Source organism: Pseudomonas sp. AC070 (genome assembly GCF_979258635.1).
Map to the genome: position 1 here is coordinate 4290656 of NZ_OZ409871.1, position 22846 is coordinate 4313501.

Consider the following 22846-nt stretch of genomic DNA (forward strand, 5'->3'; position numbering starts at 1 on the left):
AGTTTACCCTGTCCGCTTCTTCAGGCGTTACGCGCCAGTTTCAGCGCTTCGCCAATTTTCGCGGCCGGCACTTTTTGCAGGCGGCACAGCAGGTTGTGGGAGATGGCTTGAATGCCGTGCTCGTCGCGCAATTGGCCGGTCATAAACAGGGTGAGGTTGGCCGCCATTTCGGCGTCGGCCATGGCCCGGTGAGCCTTGCCGGTGACGGGCAAGCGCGCCCAGCTGTTGAGCGTGCCGAGCTTATGGTTCGGCGCCTGCGGCAACAACCGACGCGCCAGCAGCATGGAGCAGGCAAAGGTTTGCCGGCGCTGACGGCGGATCAGCGCGAGCTCGGCGTCCCAAAATTTTTGGTCGAACGAGGCGTTGTGCGCCACCAGCGGAATATCGCCAACAAACTCGGCCACCGCCTCCATCACCTCATCGGCCGGCGGCGCGGCGCGCAACATGGCGTTGCTGATGCCGGTGAGGTTCTCGATGAAGGGCGGCACCCAGACGCCGGTTTTCATCAGGCTTTGAAAGCGCCCGACGATGCGCCCGTCTTCGACGATCACCGCCGCAATTTCAGTGGCGCGGCAACTCTGGCCAGGGGAAATGCCGGTGGTTTCAAAGTCGATTACAGCGATGGGTTCCACGGTCGGTCTCGGCGGTTTCAACGGCCGCGTAGGTTAACAGCGTTTTCGCCTTCTAACGCCGCTCAAGGCCGAGCGAGCTAGAGCTGCGCAAGGCAAAAATGGTTTTTGAAGCGCAGTTGGCTGTAGCCAATGAGCATTCAAAAAGCATTTTTAACGCCGCGCAGCCGACGCGCAACCGGCCGGTAGTTACCGCAGCAGTAGCGCGCCTTCGATGGGTACGTAACGTGTGGCCGCCCGCACCAATGATTGCGCCGTCAGCCCCGGCACGCCGTAGGCCACGGCTTCAGTACCGTAGCTGCGAACCTTGTCGAGCAGCATGTCGAAGTCGCCATCGCCCGAGGCCAGCACCACGCAATCGACGCGTTGGGCGGCGTCCATGATGTCGATGGTAATGCCCACGTCCCAGTCGCCTTTGGCCGAGCCGTCGCTGCGTTGGATGTAGGGTTTGAGCCGCACGGTAAAACCGAGGTTGCGCAGAATCTGCTGGAATTGCTGCTGCTTGGGATCGCCACGGTCGATGGCGTAGGCGTAGGCCTCGACGATTTCGCCGTGCTGGGCAATGTCTGCCCACAGCGCCGAGTAATTGAAGTGGCAGCCATGGGCCTGACGTACGGTGTAGTAAAGGTTCTGCACATCGGCGAACACGGCAATTCTTTTCACCAGCCTGACTCCTGGGCGGCCAAAGTGGGGGCAGTATGCCATCACTGCGTAAGAAATAGCCGAAGCATTCTGCCAACCGGTCGCCACAATTGGCCCGTTGGAGCACCGCCGCCCTTCGGCTACAGTGGCGACCTTGCTCCTGCTGGCGTGACCGTTTCGATGAATCCTTTGCCCGTTATCCGCGATGCCTGGTTCTTTTTCAGCCGTAATCTGCTGAGCATCGCCCTGCTCTGCCTGCCTCTGATCATGCTGGAGTGCCTGGCTCAATACGCCTTGGCCAGTGCCAGCGGGCCGGACACCTCGCCGGCGTACAGCGTGGTGATCGGCTTGTTTTTCTACCCGCTGTACACCGGCTCGCTGATTATTTTTCTGGCGGCGCGCAGCAGTGGTGAACAGCCCGCGCTGAGTAACGTGTGGGCGTTGGCCCTGAGCCTGTGGCCGCGCTTTGCGGTGCTGGCGGCGCTCAGCACGTTGTTGATCATGGTGGGCATCAGCTTGGTGGTGATCCCCGGCTTGTACGTGATCGTCAAGCTGGCCTTTTCCGAATACCTGTTGGTGCTGCGCGGCGTCAGTCCGCTGGCAGCGATGCGCGACAGCTTCAGCCAAACCAACGGCCATTTCGCCCGGATTCTGCTCTGTGTGCTGAGCGTGATGGTGCCGCTCTGGGCGCTTGATTTGCTGAGCTTCAACCTCGCTGGCAAAGACAACGAGCTGATGCTGTTCGCGCTGGATTGCGCCAACGGTTTCCTGCAACTGTTCGCCAGCGTGGTGACGTTCCGGCTGTTTATGCTGATCAGCAGCGAAACGGCGCGCGGCTGATTTCCAGCTAGGCTTGAGGAGTGCCGTTTCCGGAGCCCAGGCCATGCCCGAGAGCAATCCCAGCGTTCTTTCCCACGTGTCTGTTGGTACCAATCACTTCGAACGCGCGGTGGCGTTTTACGACCGGGTGCTGGCGACCCTGGGTTGCCAGCGGCTGTTGGAGCATCCCGGCGCCGTGGCGTACGGCCGTATGTACCCCGAGTTCTGGCTGCAAACCCCCTTCGACGAGCAACCCGCCACCGTCGGCAACGGCACGCACATTGGTTTTGTTGCCCAGGACAAAGCCTCGGTGGACGCCTTCTACGCCGCCGCCCTTAACGCCGGCGCCAGCGGTGACGGCCCGCCCGGCCCGCGTCCGCATTATGGCGAGCAGTATTACGGCTGCTTCGTTCGCGACCTGGACGGCCACAAAATCGAGGCCACCTATTGGGAAGCGACCTCGCTGTACGAAATTTATGTAGAGCCCCCGGCCAGCTGAGGTCGGTTAGCGCTGCGCCTGATAGCGCTTGGCCTGACGCTTGATCCAGCCTTCGGCCAGCATGTTTTTCAGCGCCGTGCTCATCAGCGCTTGCTCGGCGGATTGCTCCAGCACACGGGAAAAGCCAACAAACAGTTCTGTTTTTGCCAACGGCTGGTAACGCGCCTTGACGATGGTGTCGGCGTATTGCGGCTGCAGCAGCTGATAATCGACCTGGCAGTCGGTGCCGATAAAGGCGGCCAGCCTTCCGCGCAGCAACATTTGTAGCAATTGCTGCTCGTTGTTGACGCCGTGTTTGACCAAGGCGGTGTCGGAGTCGAACGGCTCGAAATAAACCGACTCATGGACGAAGCCGATCACTTTGCCTTGCAGGTCGGCATAGCGCTGCACCTGCCCGGCCGCCCCGCTGGCGGTGTAGAAGCGCGGTGCGCAGGCGTAATACGGGGTGGGCAAATACTGCACGTACTGTTCACGGTCGGCAGTTTTCGCCAGGCCGATCATCAGGTCGGCGCGGCCTTGTTGCAGGTCCGCCAGGCCTCGCGCCCACGGCGCCCGCTGGATGTCGAAACGCAGCCCGCTGCGGCGCCCGATTTCGTTCAGCACGTCGATGTCTAGCCCCACCAGCTTGCCCTGCGCATCGAGCATGCGAAACGGCGGCCAGAGATCGGTCATCACCCGCAACGGCGCGCGCTCGGCAGCAACCACGAGCTGGCAGAGCACGGTGAGCAGCAACAATGCCCAGCGCATTTATCATCCTTAATAAGAGGCCCGTACCCTTGGCTCGGGCGGGATTGTCGAGAGATCGTACAACCGCGGCGTAATCTACAGTGCTGCCTATGACATTCGCCAGCCGCCCAGCCCATTTGGGCTAAGACGTTGCGCTCGGTTATGCTCCGGTTCGCATCTTTCTCGCCAATTGGCCACTGCCCATGCCTGTGTTACGCCCGTTTTCGCTACGAAAAGTCCTGCTGATCCTCGTGCTGCTGGCCCTTGCCCTAAGCGTGCTGGTGTACAGCATCACCTGGCACCCGGCCGACCGCGAACCCGCGGCGCTGAGTTGCGATGTGAACACCGCCACCTTGCAGCCCGGCCAGGCCCTCAAGGTGATGACCTGGAACGTGCAATACCTGGCCGGCAAACGCTACGTGTTTTGGTACGACCTGGCCGACGGCAGCGGCCCCGATACCCGCCCCACCGCCGCCGACCTGGCCTACAGCCTGGACGAAGTGGTGCGCATCCTGCGCGACGAACAAGCCGACATCGTGCTGCTGCAAGAGCTGCACGAGAACACCAAGGCCACCGACTACCAAGACCAGATGGCACTGCTGCACGAGCGGCTGGCCGATCTTTATCCGTGCAGCAGCCAGGCATTTTACTGGAAAGCCTCGTTTGTGCCGCACCCGAAAATTCGCGGCAGCGTGGGCATGAAACTCGGCACCCTGAGCCGCTACCGCATCAGCGAGGCCGAGCGTTTGCAATTGCCCACGCCGCCGGCGGATTTGCTCACCCGTCAGTTCAACCTCAAGCGCGCCTTGTTGGTCAGCTACTTGCCGATCCGCGACGGTGGCCAAATGGCGGTGATCAACACCCACCTGGATGCCTTCGCCCAGGGCGACGACACCATGCAGCGGCAAGTGGCAATGATTGACGAGCAACTGCACGCCTTGAACGTCGCTAATACGCCGTGGTTGATCGGTGGAGATTTCAACCTGTTGCCGCCAGGGCAGTACGAACGCCTGTCCGAACGCCAGCGCAGTTGGTATGCGCCGCAAAGCGAGCTGCAGGTGTTGGCCGGCAAATACCCGATGATTCCAAGCATCGAAGAAACCGGCGGCGCGAATCAGGCGGCGTGGTATACCCACTTCCCCAACGACCCACAAGCCAGCGGCCCGGACCGCACCCTCGACTACCTGTTCCATAGCCCAATGCTGGCGCGGGTAGCGGCGAATGTGCGGCAGGTGGATACCTTGCGTATCTCGGATCACCTGCCGCTGATCGCGCGGTTTTTGTTGCCGGAAAAGGCGCAGCCGTAATGCAAAAGCATCGCGGCTAGTCGGAATGCCGCCCAGCCGCTCCTACAGGTGTTGAGATGCCTGAAGTGCGCCCCAAAAGTTGGACACGTACTGGTTAAGCCATGACGGCCTTTGCTCTGTAAGCAACAGGGCTGAGGCCGCCTAGCTTCATCTTGATCCGATCATGGTTGTAGTAACGGATGTATTCGTCCAGCCCGGCTTGCAGCTGAGCGACGTTATCGAAACGCTCGCGGTAGAAGTACTCCGACTTAAGCGTGCCAAAAAAGCTCTCCATTGTGGCGTTGTCCAGGCAGTTGCCTTTGCGTGACATGCTTTGCTTCAGGCCTGCTTTTTCCAAGCGCTCCCGGTAGTCAGGATATTGGTAGTGCCAGCCCTGATCTGAGTGCAGCAGCGGTTTTGCCGTCTCGGGCAGACCTTCAAGCGCTTGCTCCAGCATGCGGCCTACCAAGGCGTAACGTGGTCGGGTGTCGGTTTGATAGGCAACGATTTCGCCGTTGAACAGGTCCAGCACCGGGGACAGGTAAAGCTTTTCGCCGGCCACTTTGAACTCGGTTACGTCCGTGACCCACTTCTGGTTTGGCTGGTCCGCTTCAAACTGACGGGCCAGAACATTAGGCGAAGCCTTGCCGACCAAGCCCCGATACGAGCGGTACTTTTTCGGTCGCACCGTGCACTTAAGATTTAGATCGCCCATGAGGCGCCGCACCGTTTTGCTGTTAACCATCTGGCCAGCATTACGCAACGCAGCGGTCATTCGGCGATAGCCATAGCGCCCCATATGCTCCTCCTGAACGCTCTGGATAGAGGCTTTCAGAGGCGCGAACCGATCTCCGGTGTTCATCAGATTGAGCTGGTAGTAATACGTGCTGCGCGCCAACTGCGCGACTTCAAGCAGTTCTTCGAGCGAGAAATGATCACGCAGCTCGGTGATCAACTTCGTTTTTTCTTTGCTGCTTTCTCCTGCCTTTTCTTCTCCTCCCTGTGCTCCTTGAGCTTTTTTAGCCAGGCGTTCTCCACTTGGAGCTTGCGTAGCTTGAGCAGCAACTCAGCATGCGAAAGATCTTCATCGCTTGTGGTTTCAGGTGCAGAGGGCTTGGCGGGAGGTAGTGTCATAACGGCGGGCGGTCCTTTCCTGGCTGACTCCAGGGCTTCAAAGCCGCCACTGTAATACTGCTGCTGCCATATGCCCACTTGGGTTGAATTACCCAAATTGAAAGCCGCGGCCACGCAACGAAAAGAAAGATTTTCACGCCACATCTGCTGAAGAACAGCGAGCTTGAACTCTGCGCTATAGCTGACTGGCCGGGCCCGCAGGCTGGCATCGCCATGCAACCGGTAGGCTTCTACCCAACGCCGAAGCAGGGTGGGATCTAGCTGGAATTGCTCAGCAATAAAGCGAAAGCCTCGGCCTCGCTCAAGAAAGGCGGTGATAACAGACAGCTTGAACTGCGTTGTGTACTTGCTCATGGAAGAAGCCCCAAAGGTTGGATGGGTGTCCAACTTTTGGGGCGCACTTCAGCCTTTTGTAGGAGCGGCTTCAGCCGCGATTTCCTGCAAACGCTGAAATCAAAAGCTCGCGGCTAATCGGAATGCCGCCCAGCCGCTCCTACAGGTGTTGAGATGCCTTTTGTAGGAGCGGCTTCAGCCGCGATTTCCTGCAAACGCTGCAATCCAAGCCGCCCCCCCAATAGCCGCGCTCGCTTTGTTTAAATCCTGAAACTACGTACCAGCTGGCTCAGCTGCGCCGCCTGCTGTTCCAGTTCTTTGCAGGCCTGCAAGGTGGTGCGCAGGTTTTCGACGCCGTCCTGGTTGAGGGTGTTGATTTCGGTGATGTCCATGTTGATGGTTTCAACCACGGCGGTTTGTTCTTCGGTGGCGGTGGCGACCGACTGGTTCATGCCGTCGATTTCGTCGATGCGGCTGGTCACACTGCCCAACCGCTCGCCCGCCAGATTGGCGACCTGCACGGTTTTGTCGCTCTGTTTCTGACTTTCTTCCATGGTGCTCACGGCGCTGCGGGCGCCGGTTTGCAATTCGTCGATCATCTGCTGAACCTGCTGCGCAGACTCTTGCGTGCGGTGCGCCAGGTTGCGCACTTCATCGGCCACCACGGCAAAGCCGCGCCCCGCTTCACCGGCACGCGCGGCCTCGATGGCGGCGTTCAAGGCCAGCAGGTTGGTCTGCTGGGAAATGCCGGTGATCACTTCGAGAATCTGGCCAATGTTGGCCGTCTTGGCGTTCAGCGTTTCGATGGTGCCGCACGACTCGCTGATTTTTTGCGACAGCTCGCGCATGGAGCTGATCGACTGACCCAGCACCTGCTGCCCTTCGGCGGACAAGGCGCTGGCGTCGGCCGAGCTTTCCGAAGCAACAGCCGCATTGCGGGCAATTTCATGGGCGGCAGCGCCTAACTCGTTGATGGCCGCCGCCACGCTGGTGGTGCGCGAGGCCTGCTGGTCGGAGTTCTGCAACGAGGCATTGGAGGCGGCCAACACGCGGGACACCACTTCGTTTACGTGATGGGTAGCGGAAGAAACCTCTTTAATCGACTGGTGAATACGCTCGACAAACCGGTTGAATGACGTACCCATCTGGCCAAACTCGTCCTGGCGCAACACCACCAGCCGCCGGGTCAGGTCGCCCTCGCCTTCGGCGATGTCCTGCATGGCCTTGCCCATGACAAACAACGGCTGCATCAGCGCGCGGATCAGGATGCTGAGCAAGGTGATGATGGCGATTACGGCAATCACGGTGGCCAAGGTGGCGGTTACGCGGAATTCTTTGAGCATCGAGAAGGCGAAGGACTGCTCCAGTGCCAAGCCCAGCTGCCAATTTGCCGACGCAATGCCTTGCATTGGCGTGAACTGCACCAGCATGTCCTCGCCGTTTACCGTCACGTCGCTGAGCCCGCTTTTGGCCACCAGACCACTGCCCGGAAAAGCTTCGCCGAGGGTTTTGAGGATCAGGTCTTTGTTGGGGTGAATCAGAATTTTGCCGTCGCTGCTGACGATAAACGCATGGCCGTGGCCGTCGAAGTCCAGCGAGTTGATGGTAGCGCTGACGCTCCCCAGATCGATGTCGGCGCCGGCCACGCCGATCACTTGCCCGCCTTGTTTAACGGGCGTGGCAACGGTGATCACCAGCTTGCCCGACGAGGCGGCGATATAGGGTTCGGTGACCACGGTTTGCCCGGCGGCCATGGCGGCTTTGTACCAGCCACGCGCGCGGGGGTCATAGTCTGCGGCGCGTGAGCCGGCCGGCACCGAGAACATCAGGCCGTCGGCGCCGCCGAAGTAGCTGAGCTGAAACGCCGCGCCATACACAGGCAGGCCGACGATTTGCTTGAGCGTGTCTGGCGCTGCGCCTTGTGCGCTGATTTGCTGCGCCATGGAATCAACCAGCGCCATGTTGCCGCGCAGCCAGGTCTGAATATTGGAGGTGGTCAGCGCGCCCAATTCGCCCATGGAGCGCTCGGCATCGACGCGCAGGGTTTGCCGTTGTCGGTAGTCGTTGAACAGCACAAACACGGTGAAGGCAAATACCACGGTTAAACCTGCCGCCAACAAAATCTTGTGGCGAAACTTCAGATTGAGCGCCATACCATCATTCTCCAGGGTGTTCGGCGAAACAGTTGAAGGGCAGCTATCGGCCGCCCTGGGCATTGCATGAGTGCCACTTAGCGGCGAGGTTTGGCGCGGGCGGTGGGCTCGGCGATCAACGGGTCGTCAGGCCAGTAGTGTTTCGGGTAACGCCCTTTCAACTCCTTTTTCACTTCGGCGTAGGTGCTGCGCCAGAAGTTGGCCAGGTCTTGCGTGACTTGCACCGGTTTGCGCCCTGGTGAGAGTAGATGCAGTTTCACCACCTGGCGGCCCCCGGCAATGCGCGGCGTGTCGGCCAGGCCGAACAGTTCCTGCATGCGCACGGCGAGTACGGGCGGTTCATCGTTGTAGTCAATGCCGATACGCGAGCCGGACGGCACTGTAATGGCTTTGGGCGCCAGTTCTTCCAGGCGCTGCGGCAGCGGCCAGGGCAGCAGGGTTTGCAGTATGTTGTGCACATCCAGCGTGCCGAAGTGGCTCAAGCGCGTGACCTTACCGAGATAAGGTTGCAGCCAGGTTTCCAGGCTCGCCAGCAGGGCCGCGTCGCTGACGTCGGGCCATTCGCTGCTGGCGTTCTGGGCCAGGTCGAGGCGGCGCAACAAGGCAATGCGCGCTTGCCACTGGCGCAGCTCGGGCGTCCAGGGCAACAGCTCCAGGCCTTTGCGGCGGACCAGGCCGAGCAAGGCGCGGCTGCGGGTGGCTTCGTCGAGGTCGGTCAGCGGCTCGCGGTTGAGCACCAGCTCGCCGACGCGCCATTGCCGTTCGGCTTTCAGCGCGCCCTGGCGCTCGTCCCATTCCAGCTCCTCGCGCACCGTCACTTGCTCGCGCAATACGCTGTCGAACAGCGCCGGCTCGAGTTCGGCGGCCAGGTAGATGCGCTCTTCGCGCTGGCCCTGACGGCTGCCCAATTCGGCGACCACCAGCCAGGGCTGTTTCATCAGCGCATCCGGCTCACCGAACTGCGCCGCGCGGCCGTTGGCCAAGCGGTACTCGCCGCCGCCCGCACGGCGCTGCTGGGCGACACGGTCTGGGTAAGCAAACGCCAGCAAGGCGCCAACCCACCGCGGGTGATCGGGGTCGCTGACGGGCTCGGTGGGTTTGCCGCGCAGGTACGAACGAAATTGTTTAGCCAGTTGCCTGGCCCGCTGCACGCTGCCCTGCCCGCCTCGCTGGCCGCGTTCTTCGCCGCTGAGCAGGGCCAGGCGACTGTGCAAGTCCGCCCCGCCGCCGCGTTGAATGTCGCGCTCGCCGAGCAATGCGGCGATGTCGCAGGCCAGGTCGCCCAGCCCCAATGCCTGCCCACGAAGCAGCAAATGAGCGATGCGCGGATGAGCCGGCAGCTCGGCCATGGCCTGGCCGTGGGCCGTGAGTCGACCGTTTTCCTGCAACGCGCCGAGGCGCATCAGCAGGTCTTGCGCCTGGGCGTAGGAGGCGCTGGGCGGCGCGTCGAGCCAGGCCAGTTCCTTGGGCGTAACGCCCCAGCGCGCCAGTTGCAAGGCGAGGCCGGCGAGATCGGCTTGCAGAATTTCCGCGCTGCCGTAGGCGGCCATTTGTTCGTGCTGGGCCTGGGACCACAGGCGATAACACACGCCCGGTTGCAAACGACCGGCTCGGCCGGCGCGCTGGGTGGCGCTGGCGCGGGAGATGCGTTGGGTGTCGAGGCGGGTCATGCCGCTACCCGGATCGAAACGCGGCACGCGGGCGAAACCGGCGTCCACGACTACGCGCACGCCATCGATGGTCAGGCTGGTTTCGGCAATGTTGGTGGCGAGCACCACTTTGCGTTTGCCCTCGGGCGCAGGCTCGATAGCGGCGCGTTGGGCGCGCAGGTCCAGATCGCCATGCAATGGGCACAACAGAATGTCGCTGCGGCCTTGCAGCGCTTCGGCCAGTTGATCGTTAACCCGACGGATCTCGCCCTGGCCGGGCAAGAACACCAACACGCTGCCGGGTTCGTCGTTCAACGCTTGCAACACGGTTTGCACCGTGCGCGGTTCAATGCCTTCTTTGGCATACGGGCCCGCTGGCTGGAAGGGGCGGCCCCACTGGGTTTCCACCGGAAACATGCGCCCTTCACTGCGCACTACCGGCGCGTTGTCCAACATCGCCGACAAGCGCTCGCCTTCCAGCGTGGCCGACATCAGCAGCACTTTCAGCGGCGGGTAATCGCGCAATAACGCGCGGCCGTTAAGGGTGAGGGCCAGGGCCAGATCGGCGTCGAGGCTGCGCTCGTGGTATTCGTCAAAGATGACCAAGCCCACGCCTTCCAGCGCCGGGTCGTCTTGCAGGCGACGGGCGAGAATGCCCTCGGTCACCACTTCAATGCGGGTGGCCGCGCTCACTTTGCTTTCCAGACGAATGCGGTAGCCGACGGTTGCGCCCACCGCTTCGCCCAATTCGCTGGCCAGCCGTTCCGCCGCAGCGCGCGCGGCGAGACGGCGCGGTTCGAGCATGATGATCGACTGCCCGGCCAACCAGCTTTCGTTGAGCAACGCCAAGGGCACGCGCGTGGTTTTACCGGCACCGGGCGGCGCTTCAAGCACGGCTTCGTGGCGCTCGGTTAGGGCCGCGCGCAGGGCAGGCAAAACAGCGTCGATGGGCAGCGGAATCATGGACATGGAAAGGTCATTGGCGGCGTTCACAGTGGGGCGGCGAGTATACCGGCGAACGGCCAGTCGCTACCTGTGGTCTTAGCTGGGCAGCGCTTGCTGCGGCGAGCGTGCATGGCTTGTATAGTTGCCCACTTTCCAGATTCAGCGAGCGAAGGTCGGCGGTGAAACCGCCCCAACGCCGCGCACAATTTTTATCTCAAAGGAGTGTTTGCGATGCCCGTAAAGTCTCGTGTTATTGGTGGTGCATTGATCGTTGCCCTGCTCACTCAATTGAGCGCGTGCGGCAGCATTTTCTTCCCGGATCGTCGTGGCCAGATTGAAGGCAAAATCGACCCGGTGGTCGCCGGTCTCGACGCCATCGGCCTGCTGTTCTATGTGATTCCCGGCCTGATCGCGTTCGGCATCGACTTCGCCACCGGCGCCATCTATTTCCCCGAAGGCCAGAGCGCGCAGATCGATCCACAAAAACTGCAAGACACCCTCGGCGCCGACGGCAAGGCCGACCCGGTTCGCCTCAAAGCCCTCATTCAACAGGAAACCGGCCGCACCCTGCCGCTGGATGACCCGCGCCTGATTCAGCACACCGGCAGCCTGCAACAGCTGGCCGCTTTTGGTCTGCGTCCCGCCGCATGAAATTGAGCGCAGCGCACGAGCGCCTGCTGCGCCAAGCCACCTTCGCCTCGCTGGCGGTGGCGATCACCCTGATCGTGGCCAAAGGCGTGGCGTGGTGGTTAAGCGGCTCGGTGAGTTTGCTGGCCGGCCTGACCGACTCGCTGCTCGATGGCGCCGCCTCGCTGCTTAACTTGCTGGCGGTGCACTACTCGCTGCGCCCCGCCGACGATGACCACCGCTACGGCCACGGCAAAGCCGAAGCCTTGTCGGCAATTGCCCAGGCGTTGTTTATTGCGGTGAGTGCGGTGTTGGTGGCGGTGCAAGCCATTGAGCATTTGCGTCACCCAGAACCGCTCGGTTCGCCCGAGCTCGGCATTGCGGTGATACTGCTGTCGCTGGCGCTGACGGTGGCGCTACTGGCTTTCCAATACCGCGTCATCCGCATCACCGGCTCCACGGCCATTCGCGCCGACTCCCTGCACTACCGCTCCGACTTGCTGCTCAACAGCAGCATTCTTTTGGCATTGGTGTTGGCCTGGTTTGGTTGGCAACAGTTGGACGCGCTGTTCGGGCTGGGCATTGCCGCTTACATCCTCTGGAGCGCGGTGCAGATTGCCCGTGAGTCGGTGGCGGTATTGATGGATGAAGAGCTGCCGACCGACGTCAGCGCCAAGATGCTGGAGCTGGCCTGCCAGGTGCCCGGTGTGCTGGGTGCCCATGACTTGCGCACGCGCATCTCTGGCACGCATTGGTTTGTGCAGTTGCATTTGGAGTTGCCAGGAGAGCTGAGCCTGACGGTGGCTCATGAACTGTGCGAGCAGGTGGAGAAGGCGATTATTGCGGCTTATCCACGGGCTGAAGTGTTGGTGCATGCCGATCCGCAGGAAGTGGTTCGGCAGCGGGGATGAGTAGGAGATCAAGGTAACTGTAACGGTTTCAAAACCGCGTCATTCCCGCGAAAGCGGCGAGCCTACGACTCGGAATCCAGGTTGGCGCAGGCAAATGCGCTCGTCATGCAAGCCTGGATTCCGGCCTGCGCGGGAATGACTGTGGACGTAAGCTGGGACACACCCCAACTTATCGCAGGGGTGAAGCCCAGCAGTGACGATCACGCAAACGTAATCTCGTCACCATCGACCACACCGGTCACGGTCGACCCCGGTGCGAACTTGCCGCTCAGGATCAGTTGCGCCAGCGGGTTTTCGATCCAGCGTTGAACGGCTCGTTTCAGCGGCCGAGCGCCGTAGACCGGGTCGTAACCCACGGCGATCAGCTTGTCCAACGCCTCATCGCTCAAGTCCAGGTTCAGCTCGCGCTCAGCCAGACGTTTGCGCAGGCGGCCCAATTGAATCTGGGCGATGCCGGCAATCTGGTCGCGGGCCAAGGGCTCGAAAATCACCACTTCGTCGATACGGTTAATGAACTCCGGCCGGAAGTGGTTGCTCACTGCGTCCATCACCGCCGCTCGCTGGGCTTCCTGGTCGCCGACCAATTCCTGAATCTGAGCGGAACCGAGGTTCGAAGTCATCACGATCACGGTGTTGCGAAAATCCACGGTGCGGCCGTGGCTGTCGGTTAGGCGGCCGTCTTCCAGCACTTGCAGCAGCACGTTGAACACATCCGGGTGCGCCTTTTCCACTTCGTCGAGCAGCACCACTGAGTACGGTTTACGCCGCACGGCTTCGGTGAGGTAACCGCCCTCTTCGTAGCCGACGTAACCTGGCGGCGCGCCGATCAGACGAGCAACCGAGTGCTTCTCCATAAACTCCGACATGTCGATGCGCACCAGCGCCTCTTCGGTGTCGAACAGGAATTCGGCCAAGGCTTTGCACAGCTCGGTTTTACCCACGCCGGTCGGGCCGAGGAACAGGAACGAACCGCTCGGCCGATCCGGGTCTGACAAACCGGCACGGGAACGGCGCACGGCGCTGGCCACTGCGGTCACGGCTTCGTTCTGGCCAATTACACGTTGGTGCAGCAGGCTTTCCATTTTCAGCAGTTTTTCCCGCTCGCCTTCGAGCATTTTCGCCACAGGAATACCGGTCCATTTCGAGACGACTTCGGCAATTTCCTCTTCGGTCACGCGGCTGCGCAGCAATTGGTTTTCGGTTTTGCCGTGCTGGTCGACCATCTGCAGGCTGCGTTCAAGATCAGGAATGATGCTGTATTGCAGCTTGGCCATTTGCTCCAGATCGCTGCGACGGCGCGCGGTTTCCAGCTCTTGCCGGGCTTGCTCGATCTTTTGCTGAATCTGCGCGGAGCCCTGCACTTCGGCTTTTTCCGACTTCCAGATTTCCTCCAGATCGGCGTATTCGCGCTCGAATTTGGCGATGTCTTCCTGCAATTTGTCGAGGCGTTTTAGCGCCGCGTCGTCGCTCTCTTTTTTCAGCGCTTCACGCTCAACTTTCAGCTGAATCAAGCGACGCTCCAGGCGGTCCAGCACTTCCGGCTTGGAGTCGATTTCCATACGGATGCGGCTGGCGGCCTCGTCCATCAGGTCGATGGCTTTGTCGGGCAGCTGGCGATCGGTGATGTAGCGGTGGCTGAGTTTTACTGCGGCAATGATGGCGCCGTCGGTGATCGCCACTTTGTGGTGAACCTCGTAGCGCTCTTTCAGGCCACGCAGGATGGCGATGGTGTCTTCCTCAGTCGGCTCATCCACCAGCACTTTCTGGAAACGACGTTCCAGCGCCGCGTCTTTTTCAATGAACTGGCGGTACTCGTTCAAGGTGGTGGCGCCCACGCAATGCAGCTCGCCACGGGCCAGCGACGGCTTGAGCATGTTGCCGGCGTCCATGGCGCCCTCGGCTTTACCGGCACCGACCATGGTGTGCAACTCGTCAATAAAGAGGATGACGCGGCCTTCCTGTTTAGACAGTTCGTTGAGCACCGCTTTCAGACGCTCTTCGAACTCGCCACGGAACTTGGCGCCGGCGATCAAGGCGCCCATGTCCAGCGACAGCAGGCGTTTGTCTTTGAGGCCGTCGGGCACTTCGCCGTTGACGATACGTTGCGCCAAGCCTTCGGCGATGGCGGTTTTACCCACGCCGGGTTCGCCGATCAGCACGGGGTTGTTTTTGGTGCGGCGCTGCAACACTTGAATGGTGCGGCGAATTTCGTCGTCACGGCCGATCACCGGATCGAGCTTGCCTTCTTCGGCGCGCTTGGTGAGGTCGACGGTGTATTTGTCCAGTGCCTGACGCGACTCTTCCACGTTCGGGTCATTGACCGCATCGCCACCGCGCAGGTTATTCACGGCGTTCTCGAGCGCCTTTTTGCTCACGCCCTGACCGAGCAGCAGCTTGCCGAGCTTTGTGTTTTCGTCCAACGCCGCGAGCAGCACCAGTTCGCTGGAAATAAATTGATCGCCCTTCTGCTGCGACAGCCGATCGGCCTGGTTGAGCAGGCGCGCGAGGTCTTGGGACAGATTGACGTCGCCCGTTGGGTTTTGAATTTTGCCCAGTTGGTCGAGCTCTTTGGTCAGCGCCTGACGTAGGACATTGACGTCAAAACCGGTCTGCATCAGCAGCGATTTGATCGAGCCGCCTTGTTGTTCAAGCAAGGCCTGCATCAGATGCAATGGCTCGATGGCAGCGTGGTCCATGCCCACGGCCAGAGACTGGGCGTCGGATAACGCCAATTGCAATTTGCTGGTTAAACGATCGATACGCATAGGTTTACCTTCCTTTAGAGGGCAGCCGGCGCAATGAACGCACCTGATAAAAAATGTCTGCCGAGATGCTCAAGTAAGTGAGGCCGATTGTTCGGGATTCAAGGTGCGTTGCCGGCGAACGCGAGCGAACGGGCCGACCACGCGGCCGACCGGCGCGTTAACTGACTGTAGATGACGAACGAGGCGGCGCCGGGTTCAACTCAGGGAGCGAGCCATACCAGAGAGGCGAAACGGCCGGTGCGGGCGGCGCGGCGGTAGGAGAAAAAACGGGGGTCGCTGACGGTGCATAAGCCGCCACCGTAAACGGCCGTTACGCCGCGAGCGGCCAGGCGCAGGCGGGCAAGCTGATAAATGTCGGCGAGGTATTTTCCAGCATTGGCGCTAGGGATGAACGCTTGCTCGGCCTGTGGTTGAACGGCCATGAACGCCTCGCGTACCTCGGCGCCCACTTCAAAGGCTTGCGGGCCAATGGCCGGCCCCAGCCAGACCAGCACTTCGCTTGGCGGTACGGCGAGTGAGTCAAGCGTGGCTTCCAGCACGCCGTTGACCAGCCCGCGCCAGCCTGCGTGTGCTGCCGCCACGCGCGTGCCGGCGCGGTCGCAAAACAGCGCGGGCAAGCAGTCGGCGGTCATCACCGTGCAGGCGATGCCGGGCGTGGCGGTCCAGCTGGCATCGGCTTCGGCAACAAGTGTGGGGTCGGCAGCGGCGACGGCAACGCCGTGCACTTGTTTCAGCCAGGCGGGCTGGCAGTGCAGCTGAGTGATGAGGGAATGGCGGTTGGCGGCGACGGCGCTAGCGTCATCACCGACATGGTCACCGAGATTGAAGCCATCGAACGGGGCTTGGCTGACACCGCCGGCGCGGGTGGTAACGCAGGCTTTGACCTGCGCTGGCGCAGGCCAATCCGGCGTTAGCCAGAGGGACGCTTGTTCGACCGACACGTGCTCAGCCGACAAAGGCTTCGCGGTCCTGGCGCAGCAGCGACAGCAGCCAGACGAAGTCTTCCGGCAGTGGCGACTCCCACTTCATGCGCTGGCCCGTCACCGGGTGCGTCAGCTCAAGAAAGCGCGCGTGCAGCGCTTGGCGCGGGAATTCTTTCAACGCGAGCAACATGGTCGGGTTGGCGGCTGGCGGAATGCGGAAGCGGCCGCCGTATGCCGGGTCGCCCACCAACGGGAAGTTGATGTGCGCCATGTGTACACGAATTTGGTGGGTGCGGCCGGTTTCGAGCTTGACCCGCGCGTGGGTGTGCGAGCGGAAGCGCTCCAGCACGCGGTAATGGCTGATGGCTTGTTTGCCGCCTTCCATTACAGCCATGCGCTGACGTTGCTGACCGTGGCGACCGATCGGCGCGTCAATCTTGCCACCGGCGGTAATCACGCCAATGACGATGCATTCATAAATGCGGCTGACCGAACGTTTTTGCAGCTGGTCGACGAGTTGCGTCTGCGCCTGAATATTTTTGGCCACGACCATTAAACCGGTGGTGTCTTTGTCCAGACGATGGACGATCCCGGCGCGCGGCACATTAATAATGTCGGGCACGTGATGCAGCAGCGCATTGAGCAAGGTGCCGCTTTGGTGGCCCACCGCCGGGTGCACAACCAGACCCGCCGGCTTGTTGATGACCAGGATGTCGTCATCTTCGTAGACGATGTCCAACTCGATGTCTTCGGCCACCCATTCGCCTTGTGCTTCCTGCTCGGCGTTGAGCTCCAGCACGCTGGCGCCATGCACGATGTCACGGGGGCGCACCACCTCGCCGTCCACCGTCAACAGACCTTCTTTGATCCAGGCGGTAAGGCGCGAACGCGAGTGTTCACTGAAGAGTTGAGCGGCGACTTGGTCGAGGCGCTGGCCGCCCAATTCGGACGGAACCTCGGCGCGCATCTGGATGGCTAACTTATTAATTGGAGGAATGCTCGGTAACGGCGCGGCGTAGGCTTTGGTTTCGGCTACGCGCTTGTGGTTAAATACGGCGTCTTTGTCCCGGGGTAACCGGGGCGCTCATCATAACAGGACGGCTCTGCTCAAGACAGCCAGCCGTCACAGGGACGCAAGCCGCCATGCAAGTGAAACACCTGCTGCTGATCGCCATCCTCGCTCTCAACGTTGCTTGTTCTTCTAATGAAGTTGTAGACGAAAACCTGAGTGAGTCCGAGCTGTACCAGCAGGCACAGACCGATCTGGACAACAAGAGCTACACCAGCGCCGTCACAAAGCTGAAGGCATTGGAGTCCCGTTATCCGTTTGGCCGCTATGCCGAACAGGCGCAGTTGGAACTGATTTACGCCAACTACAAAAACGTTGAGCCGGAAGCTGCCAAGTCCGCCGCGGAACGTTTTATCCGCCTGCACCCCCAACACCCGAACGTTGACTACGCCTATTACTTGAAAGGCCTGGCCTCGTTCGACCAGGACGTGGGCCTGCTGGCGCGCTTCCTGCCGCTGGACATGACCAAGCGCGACCCAGGCGCCGCGCGCGACTCCTTTAACGAGTTCGCCCAGCTGACCAGCCGCTTCCCCAACAGCCGTTACGCCCCCGACGCCAAGCAGCGCATGATTTACCTGCGCAACCTGCTGGCGGCCTATGAAGTACACGTGGGCCACTACTACCTAACGCGCCAGGCTTACGTAGCCGCCGCCAACCGCGGTCGTTATGTAGTTGAAAACTTCCAGGAAACCCCAGCCGTCGGCGATGGCCTGGCGATCATGACCGAGGCCTACCAGCGCCTGGCCCTGAACGACCTGGCTGACACCAGCCTGCAAACCCTGAAGCTGAACTACCCCGACCACCCAAGCCTGGTCGACGGCAAGTTCGTGCCCCAGGAAGACGAAGCCGACAACCGCAGCTGGCTGAGCAAAGCCACCCTGGGCCTGATCGAAAGCGACGCGCCGCTGCCACCGGGCGAAACCCGCGCCAGCCAGGATGTGATCAAGCAGTACCAGGATGCCGAGCAGGAAATTCCGGAAGACTTGCTGCCGCCTGAAGACGAAAACAGCGAAGCCGAGGAAGAACATGAAGCGGAAGGCAACAACACCGACCGTTCTTGGTTCAGCTACATGACCTTTGGCGTGTTCGACTGAATACGTAACGGGTAAATAAAGAGGAGGCTTCGGCCTCCTTTTTTATTGCGCGGAGTTATTGCTGGCGGAATCAACGCACAGCTAATCATTTGGCCGCTGTCCGGGCGCCATCACCTTGGCTAAACTGCCAGCCTCACGAAATGAAGAGTCGACTATGGGACGCTTGTTAATCTGGATCGGTTTGATCTGTGCCGTGTACTGGCTGTGGCGTCGTGCAACGCGCCCTGCCCCGGCCAAACCGGGCATTGAAGAAGCCGCGCCGATGGTGCGCTGCGCCCATTGCGGCGTGCACACGCCTCGCGTGAGTGCCGTCAACCAAGGCTCGCAGTGGTTCTGCAGCCAGGTTCACCTCGAGCAGGGCGCTACCCGCAGTGACCGGTGAAGCCCTGACGCTCAGCAGCCTGCAAGGGCAGCGAATTCTCAAGATCTACCACCTGTACCGCGTCGTAATCGGCGTGATGCTCGTGGTGCTGATATCCAGCGAGCTGGATAGCCAGCTGCTGCAAATGGCCAACGACGCGCTATTTAAATATGGCAGTTGGCTGTACCTCATCCTCAACGCCTTCATTGCCGTGGTGGTGCGCCGTCCGCAGCACCTGGCGCAAGTGTTCAGCCTCAGCATGGTCGATGTGATCCTGCTGTCCGGCCTGTTCTACGCGGCGGGCGGCACACCCAGCGGTATCGGCAACTTGCTGATCGTTGCGGTAGCGATTGCCAATATTCTGCTGCGCGGTCGCATCGGCCTGCTAATCGCCGCCGTGGCCGCCATAGGTCTGATCTACCTGACCTTCTACCTGAGCCTGAGTAATCCGGCCGCGTCGGCCCAATACGTGCAAGCCGGCGCACTCGGCGCGCTGTGCTTCGCCGCTGCATGGTTTGTGCAAGGCGTAACCCGCCGCCTGCAAGTCAGCGAAACCCTGGCAGAAAAGCGCGCAGCCGACGTTGCTAACCTCGAAGCCCTCAACGCCCTGATTCTGCAGCGCATGCGCACCGGCATTCTGGTGCTCGACGGTCAGCACCGCGTGCTCTTGGCAAACCAGGGCGCGCTGAGCCTGCTTGGCCGCGACGAGCTGGCCGGAAAAATCCTCGACCCGCACAGTCCCGAATTGGTTAAGCGCCTTCAGCACTGGCAGCGCAACCCCACGCTTCGCCCCTCAAGCATGCAAGCAGTGAACGACGGCCCCGTGCTGCAGCCCAGCTTCGTCACCCTGCAGCGCGGCGAGAAACAAGACACGCTGGTGTTCCTCGACGACATCTCTCAAATCGCCCAACAGGCACAGCAACTCAAGCTCGCCTCCCTTGGCCGCCTCACCGCCGGCATTGCCCATGAAATTCGTAACCCGCTGGGCGCCATCAGCCATGCGGCGCAACTGCTGCAAGAATCCGAAGACCTCGATGGTCCAGACCTGCGCCTGGCGCAGATCATTCAGGACCACTCGCGGCGCATGAACCTGGTCATCGAAAACGTGCTGCAGCTGTCACGCCGTCGCCAGGCCGAGCCGCAGTTGCTCGACCTCAAATACTGGCTGCACCGCTTCGCCAGCGAGTTCCGCACCACCACCAGCGAAAGCCAACTGCTGCATCTGGAAACCGCCGGCAGCACCATCCAGACGCGCATGGACCCCAACCAGCTCACTCAAGTGCTGACGAATCTGGTAGAAAACGGCTTGCGCCACAGCGCGATCAAAAACAAGCAAGGCCAGGTCTGGCTGAAGCTGTTCCGCGATCCCGACAGCGACCTGCCGATTCTCGAAGTATTGGACGACGGTGCCGGCGTGCCAGCCGAACACCGGCAGAATATTTTCGAGCCCTTCTACACTACTGAAAACAAAGGCACGGGCCTCGGCCTGTACATTTCCCGCGAACTCTGTGAAAGCAACCAGGCCCGTCTGGATTACAAAACCCGCGATGTCGGCGGTGGCTGCTTCCGCATAACCTTCGCCCACCCGCGCAAATTGAGCTGACCATGACCGCCCGGCAAAAAGCCCTGATCGTCGACGACGAGCCCGATATCCGCGAGCTGCTGGAAATTACCCTCGGCCGCATGAAACTGGACACGCGCAGCGCGCGCAACGTCAAAGAAGCCCGCGAATGGCTAGCCCGCGAGCCGTTCGACCTGTGCCTCACCGACATGCGCCTGCCTGACGGCACGGGGCTGGAACTGGTGCAGCACATTCTCCAGCGTCACCCGCAAGTGCCGGTGGCGATGATCACCGCTTACGGCAGCCTCGACACGGCGATCAACGCCCTGAAAGCCGGCGCCTTCGACTTTCTGACCAAACCCGTCGACCTTGGCCGCTTGCGTGAACTGGTTGCCACGGCTCTGCGCATTCGCAGCAACGACGGCGAGGAAGTGACCGTCGACAACCGCCTGCTCGGCGACTCGCCGCCCATGCGCGCGCTGCGCAAACAAATCTTCAAGCTGGCGCGCAGCCAGGCGCCGGTTTACATCAGCGGCGAATCAGGCAGCGGTAAGGAACTCGTCGCGCGCCTGATTCACGAACAAGGCCCGCGCACCGAATTGCCCTTCGTGCCCGTGAACTGCGGCGCGATTCCGTCCGAGCTGATGGAAAGCGAATTCTTCGGCCATAAAAAAGGCAGCTTCACCGGCGCCATCGAAGACAAACAAGGTCTGTTCCAAGCGGCCAACGGCGGCACCCTGTTTCTCGACGAAGTGGCCGACCTGCCGCTGGCCATGCAGGTGAAACTGCTGCGCGCTATTCAGGAAAAAGCCGTCCGCACCGTCGGCGGCCAGCAAGAAGTGGTGGTGGACGTGCGCATTCTCAGCGCCACCCACAAAGACCTCGCCGCCGAAGTGGCCGCCGGTCGTTTCCGCCAGGATTTGTACTACCGCCTGAACGTGATCGAGCTGCGGGTGCCGGCCCTGCGCGAGCGCCGCGAAGACATCGCGCAACTGTGCGACGTGATGCTCAAGCGCCTGGCCGAGGGCACAGGCCTAGCCGCCGCCAGCCTCGACCCCGACGCCCTGGAAAAGCTGAAAAACTACCGTTTCCCCGGCAACGTGCGCGAACTGGAAAACATGCTCGAACGCGCGTACACCCTGTGCGAAGACGACCGCATTCAAGCCAGTGACCTGCGCTTGGCCGACGCCAGTGGCTCGGGCGAAAACGGCGAGGCGAGCCTGGCGCAAATCGACAATATTGAGGACTACCTCGAAAACATCGAACGCAACCTGATCATGCAAGCGCTCGAAGAAACCCGCTGGAACCGCACCGCCGCGGCCCAGCGTCTGGGGCTGACCTTCCGCTCCCTGCGCTACCGCCTGAAAAAGCTCGGCATCGATTGATCAGAGCGCCCCGAGTCGACCCTGCGGTGCGTAAGGCGTGGGGTCGATGATCGGCGGGTTGCCCAGCATCAAGTCCGTCAGCAACTGACAGGACGCCGGCGCCAGCACCAGCCCGTTACGGTAATGGCCGCAGTTCAACCACAACCCCTCGAACCCCGGCACCGGCCCAATAAACGGAACGCCCTCCGGCGACCCCGGCCGCAACCCCGCCCAATGCCCAACCACCTCGGCATCTGCCAAGGCCGGCAGCAATTCGAAGGCCGACGCTTTCAAGCTGGCGAGTGCCTCATCGGTAGGCGTCTTGTCGAACCCGCAATGCTCCAGCGTGCTGCCGACCAGAATGTGGCCGTCCTTGCGCGGGATCGCATAACGACCTTTCGCCAATACCATGCTCGGCAAAAAGTCGGCGGCGCATTTGAACAGAATCATTTGGCCTTTCACCGGCACCACGGGCAAGTCGAGCCCCAGCGTGGCGAGCAATTCGCCACTCCAGGCGCCAGCCGCAAGAACCACGCGTTCAGCGCGGATTTCGCCTTCGGCGGTGTGCACGCCAACAACCTTGTCGCCCTCGCGAATAAACCCCGTAACCGACGTTTGCTCACGCAGCGTGACGTTGGGCATCTGCATCAGCGCGGCGCGCAGCGCTTTGACCAGGCGAGGATTCCTGACGTTGGCAACGCCACTCATGTGGACGGCGCGCTCGTAGCCTGAACCCAGAACCGGGACTGCGTCATACACCGCGCTCATGGGCACCGCAGCCAGCGGTCGGTGTTGGGCCTGCGCCCACGACAAGGCTGCGGCTTCGTCATCAAGATCCAGCCAGTACAGGCCGGTCACGAAGACTTCCGGGTCGATGCCGGTTTGCTCAAGCAACTGTTTGCCCAGACCGGGATAGAAATCCTGAGACCAATGGGCGAGTGCGGTGACGGCTGAGGTGTAGCGCCAGGGATAAAGAGGGGAAACGATGCCGCCGCCTGCCCAGGAAGACTCGGTGCCGGCGGTGGTGCGGTCAAGTAAAACCACGGGTTGGCCTTGCTTTGCTAGATTGAAGGCAGACATCAAACCGATTGCTCCGCCGCCCACGACCAACACCTTGGTATTCACCCTCGCCTCCAATCAGCGCCCGAAAATATAGCCGCCGGAGGTTAGCAAAAAAGCTGACCGCGCGCTCCATTTCGGCCTCCTTTACCCGAAGCCATTAACCTCGCTGGACTTAATAAGTACGCACTGAACTGGTCGTGCTTCTCGCAAAATGCCAACCAATCGACACTCACCGAACCACTGGCGGCGGGGCATACGCAACTCGTCGCGCAATCTGCTCGCTCATCCTTCGCA

At 61.3% G+C, this 22846-nt stretch carries 19 protein-coding genes and 1 pseudogene; 9 read left to right on the forward strand and 11 right to left on the reverse strand.

Going from position 1 to position 22846, the window contains the following annotated elements; genetic code table 11:
• Nucleotides 1–20 precede the first annotated feature (20 nt).
• Both ACZZ0Q_RS19175 and ACZZ0Q_RS19180 read right to left on the reverse strand, forming a co-directional pair.
• A complete protein-coding gene (locus tag ACZZ0Q_RS19175; protein WP_463381761.1) occupies nt 21–632 on the reverse strand; it encodes a 3'-5' exonuclease in 612 nt (203 codons plus the stop codon).
• 186 nt (nt 633–818) lie between these two features.
• Entirely contained in the window at nt 819–1334 is a 516-nt protein-coding gene (locus ACZZ0Q_RS19180; protein WP_206000744.1) for a LabA-like NYN domain-containing protein, read from the reverse strand.
• Nucleotides 1335–1451: 117 nt separating this feature from the next.
• Between ACZZ0Q_RS19180 and ACZZ0Q_RS19185 the strand changes: the two genes are divergently transcribed.
• Both ACZZ0Q_RS19185 and ACZZ0Q_RS19190 read left to right on the forward strand, forming a co-directional pair.
• Entirely contained in the window at nt 1452–2111 is a 660-nt protein-coding gene (locus ACZZ0Q_RS19185; RefSeq protein WP_463541155.1) for a YciC family protein, read from the forward strand.
• Between the two features lie 43 nt (nt 2112–2154).
• Entirely contained in the window at nt 2155–2589 is a 435-nt protein-coding gene (locus ACZZ0Q_RS19190; RefSeq protein ID WP_463541154.1) for a VOC family protein, read from the forward strand.
• A 6-nt stretch (nt 2590–2595) separates the two neighbouring features.
• Here ACZZ0Q_RS19190 and ACZZ0Q_RS19195 read toward each other — a convergent pair whose 3' ends face one another.
• Nucleotides 2596–3336, reverse strand: coding sequence for a substrate-binding periplasmic protein (locus ACZZ0Q_RS19195; protein ID WP_463541153.1), 741 nt, complete (start codon nt 3334–3336; stop codon nt 2596–2598).
• Nucleotides 3337–3518: 182 nt separating this feature from the next.
• On the opposite strand from ACZZ0Q_RS19195, the gene ACZZ0Q_RS19200 reads away from it, so the two are divergent.
• The gene (locus ACZZ0Q_RS19200) at nt 3519–4622 is read left to right on the forward strand and encodes an endonuclease/exonuclease/phosphatase family protein (protein ID WP_463541152.1); all 1104 of its coding nucleotides are present in this window, start codon (nt 3519–3521) and stop codon (nt 4620–4622) included.
• 94 nt (nt 4623–4716) lie between these two features.
• Here ACZZ0Q_RS19200 and ACZZ0Q_RS19205 read toward each other — a convergent pair.
• The 4 genes and pseudogenes from ACZZ0Q_RS19205 to hrpB all read right to left on the reverse strand — a co-directional run bounded on the left by ACZZ0Q_RS19205 (nt 4717) and on the right by hrpB (nt 10833).
• Nucleotides 4717–6089 (reverse strand): IS3 family transposase gene (locus ACZZ0Q_RS19205; protein ID WP_463541222.1). Its coding sequence is split into 2 segments (ribosomal slippage): nt 4717–5610 and nt 5613–6089, totalling 1371 coding nucleotides; the frame shifts between segments, so codons are not numbered across the junction.
• Nucleotides 6090–6328: 239 nt separating this feature from the next.
• Nucleotides 6329–7129 (reverse strand): methyl-accepting chemotaxis protein, encoded by an 801-nt coding sequence (locus ACZZ0Q_RS19210; protein ID WP_463561039.1) that lies wholly within the window; start codon nt 7127–7129, stop codon nt 6329–6331.
• Nucleotides 7130–7183: 54 nt separating this feature from the next.
• Nucleotides 7184–8284: pseudogene (locus tag ACZZ0Q_RS19215) on the reverse strand (HAMP domain-containing protein); the annotation flags it as partial.
• 14 nt (nt 8285–8298) lie between these two features.
• A complete protein-coding gene (gene hrpB, locus ACZZ0Q_RS19220; RefSeq protein ID WP_463542286.1) occupies nt 8299–10833 on the reverse strand; it encodes an ATP-dependent helicase HrpB in 2535 nt (844 codons plus the stop codon).
• A 213-nt stretch (nt 10834–11046) separates the two neighbouring features.
• Here hrpB and ACZZ0Q_RS19225 point away from each other — a divergent pair, with 213 nt between their 5' ends.
• Nucleotides 11047–11466, forward strand: a complete 420-nt coding sequence (locus ACZZ0Q_RS19225) for a polyribonucleotide nucleotidyltransferase (RefSeq protein WP_122492937.1) — start codon at nt 11047–11049, stop codon at nt 11464–11466.
• On the forward strand, nt 11463–12353 hold the full coding sequence (locus ACZZ0Q_RS19230; protein ID WP_463541151.1) for a cation diffusion facilitator family transporter: 891 nt from the start codon (nt 11463–11465) through the stop codon (nt 12351–12353). The genes ACZZ0Q_RS19225 and ACZZ0Q_RS19230 overlap by 4 nt, the downstream gene beginning before the upstream one ends.
• Nucleotides 12354–12553: 200 nt before the next feature.
• Here the strand turns inward: ACZZ0Q_RS19230 and clpB are convergent, their stop codons facing one another.
• The 3 genes from clpB to rluD form a co-directional block, all read right to left on the reverse strand.
• The gene (gene clpB / locus ACZZ0Q_RS19235) at nt 12554–15118 is read right to left on the reverse strand and encodes an ATP-dependent chaperone ClpB (protein ID WP_463541150.1); all 2565 of its coding nucleotides are present in this window, start codon (nt 15116–15118) and stop codon (nt 12554–12556) included.
• A gap of 200 nt (nt 15119–15318) precedes the next feature.
• Nucleotides 15319–16074, reverse strand: coding sequence for a peptidoglycan editing factor PgeF (gene pgeF, locus ACZZ0Q_RS19240; protein WP_463560849.1), 756 nt, complete (start codon nt 16072–16074; stop codon nt 15319–15321).
• Nucleotides 16064–17008: a 23S rRNA pseudouridine(1911/1915/1917) synthase RluD gene (gene rluD, locus ACZZ0Q_RS19245; protein WP_463541149.1), complete on the reverse strand. Its 945-nt coding sequence runs from the start codon at nt 17006–17008 to the stop codon at nt 16064–16066. The genes pgeF and rluD overlap by 11 nt, the downstream gene beginning before the upstream one ends.
• 176 nt (nt 17009–17184) lie before the next feature.
• Here rluD and ACZZ0Q_RS19250 point away from each other — a divergent pair, with 176 nt between their 5' ends.
• The 4 genes from ACZZ0Q_RS19250 (at nt 17185) to ACZZ0Q_RS19265 (ending at nt 21511) form a co-directional block, all read left to right on the forward strand.
• Nucleotides 17185–18204, forward strand: coding sequence for an outer membrane protein assembly factor BamD (locus ACZZ0Q_RS19250; protein WP_122492941.1), 1020 nt, complete (start codon nt 17185–17187; stop codon nt 18202–18204).
• Between the two features lie 154 nt (nt 18205–18358).
• Entirely contained in the window at nt 18359–18586 is a 228-nt protein-coding gene (locus ACZZ0Q_RS19255; protein ID WP_463541148.1) for a PP0621 family protein, read from the forward strand.
• Nucleotides 18576–20168 carry a sensor histidine kinase gene (locus tag ACZZ0Q_RS19260; protein WP_463541147.1) on the forward strand — a complete coding sequence of 531 codons (1593 nt, stop codon included), beginning with the start codon at nt 18576–18578 and terminating at the stop codon, nt 20166–20168. The genes ACZZ0Q_RS19255 and ACZZ0Q_RS19260 overlap by 11 nt, the downstream gene beginning before the upstream one ends.
• 2 nt (nt 20169–20170) lie before the next feature.
• Nucleotides 20171–21511, forward strand: coding sequence for a sigma-54-dependent transcriptional regulator (locus tag ACZZ0Q_RS19265; RefSeq protein WP_463541146.1), 1341 nt, complete (start codon nt 20171–20173; stop codon nt 21509–21511).
• On the opposite strand, the gene thiO is transcribed toward ACZZ0Q_RS19265, so the two are convergent.
• Entirely contained in the window at nt 21512–22615 is a 1104-nt protein-coding gene (gene thiO / locus ACZZ0Q_RS19270) for a glycine oxidase ThiO (RefSeq protein ID WP_463541145.1), read from the reverse strand.
• Nucleotides 22616–22846: the final 231 nt, after the last annotated feature.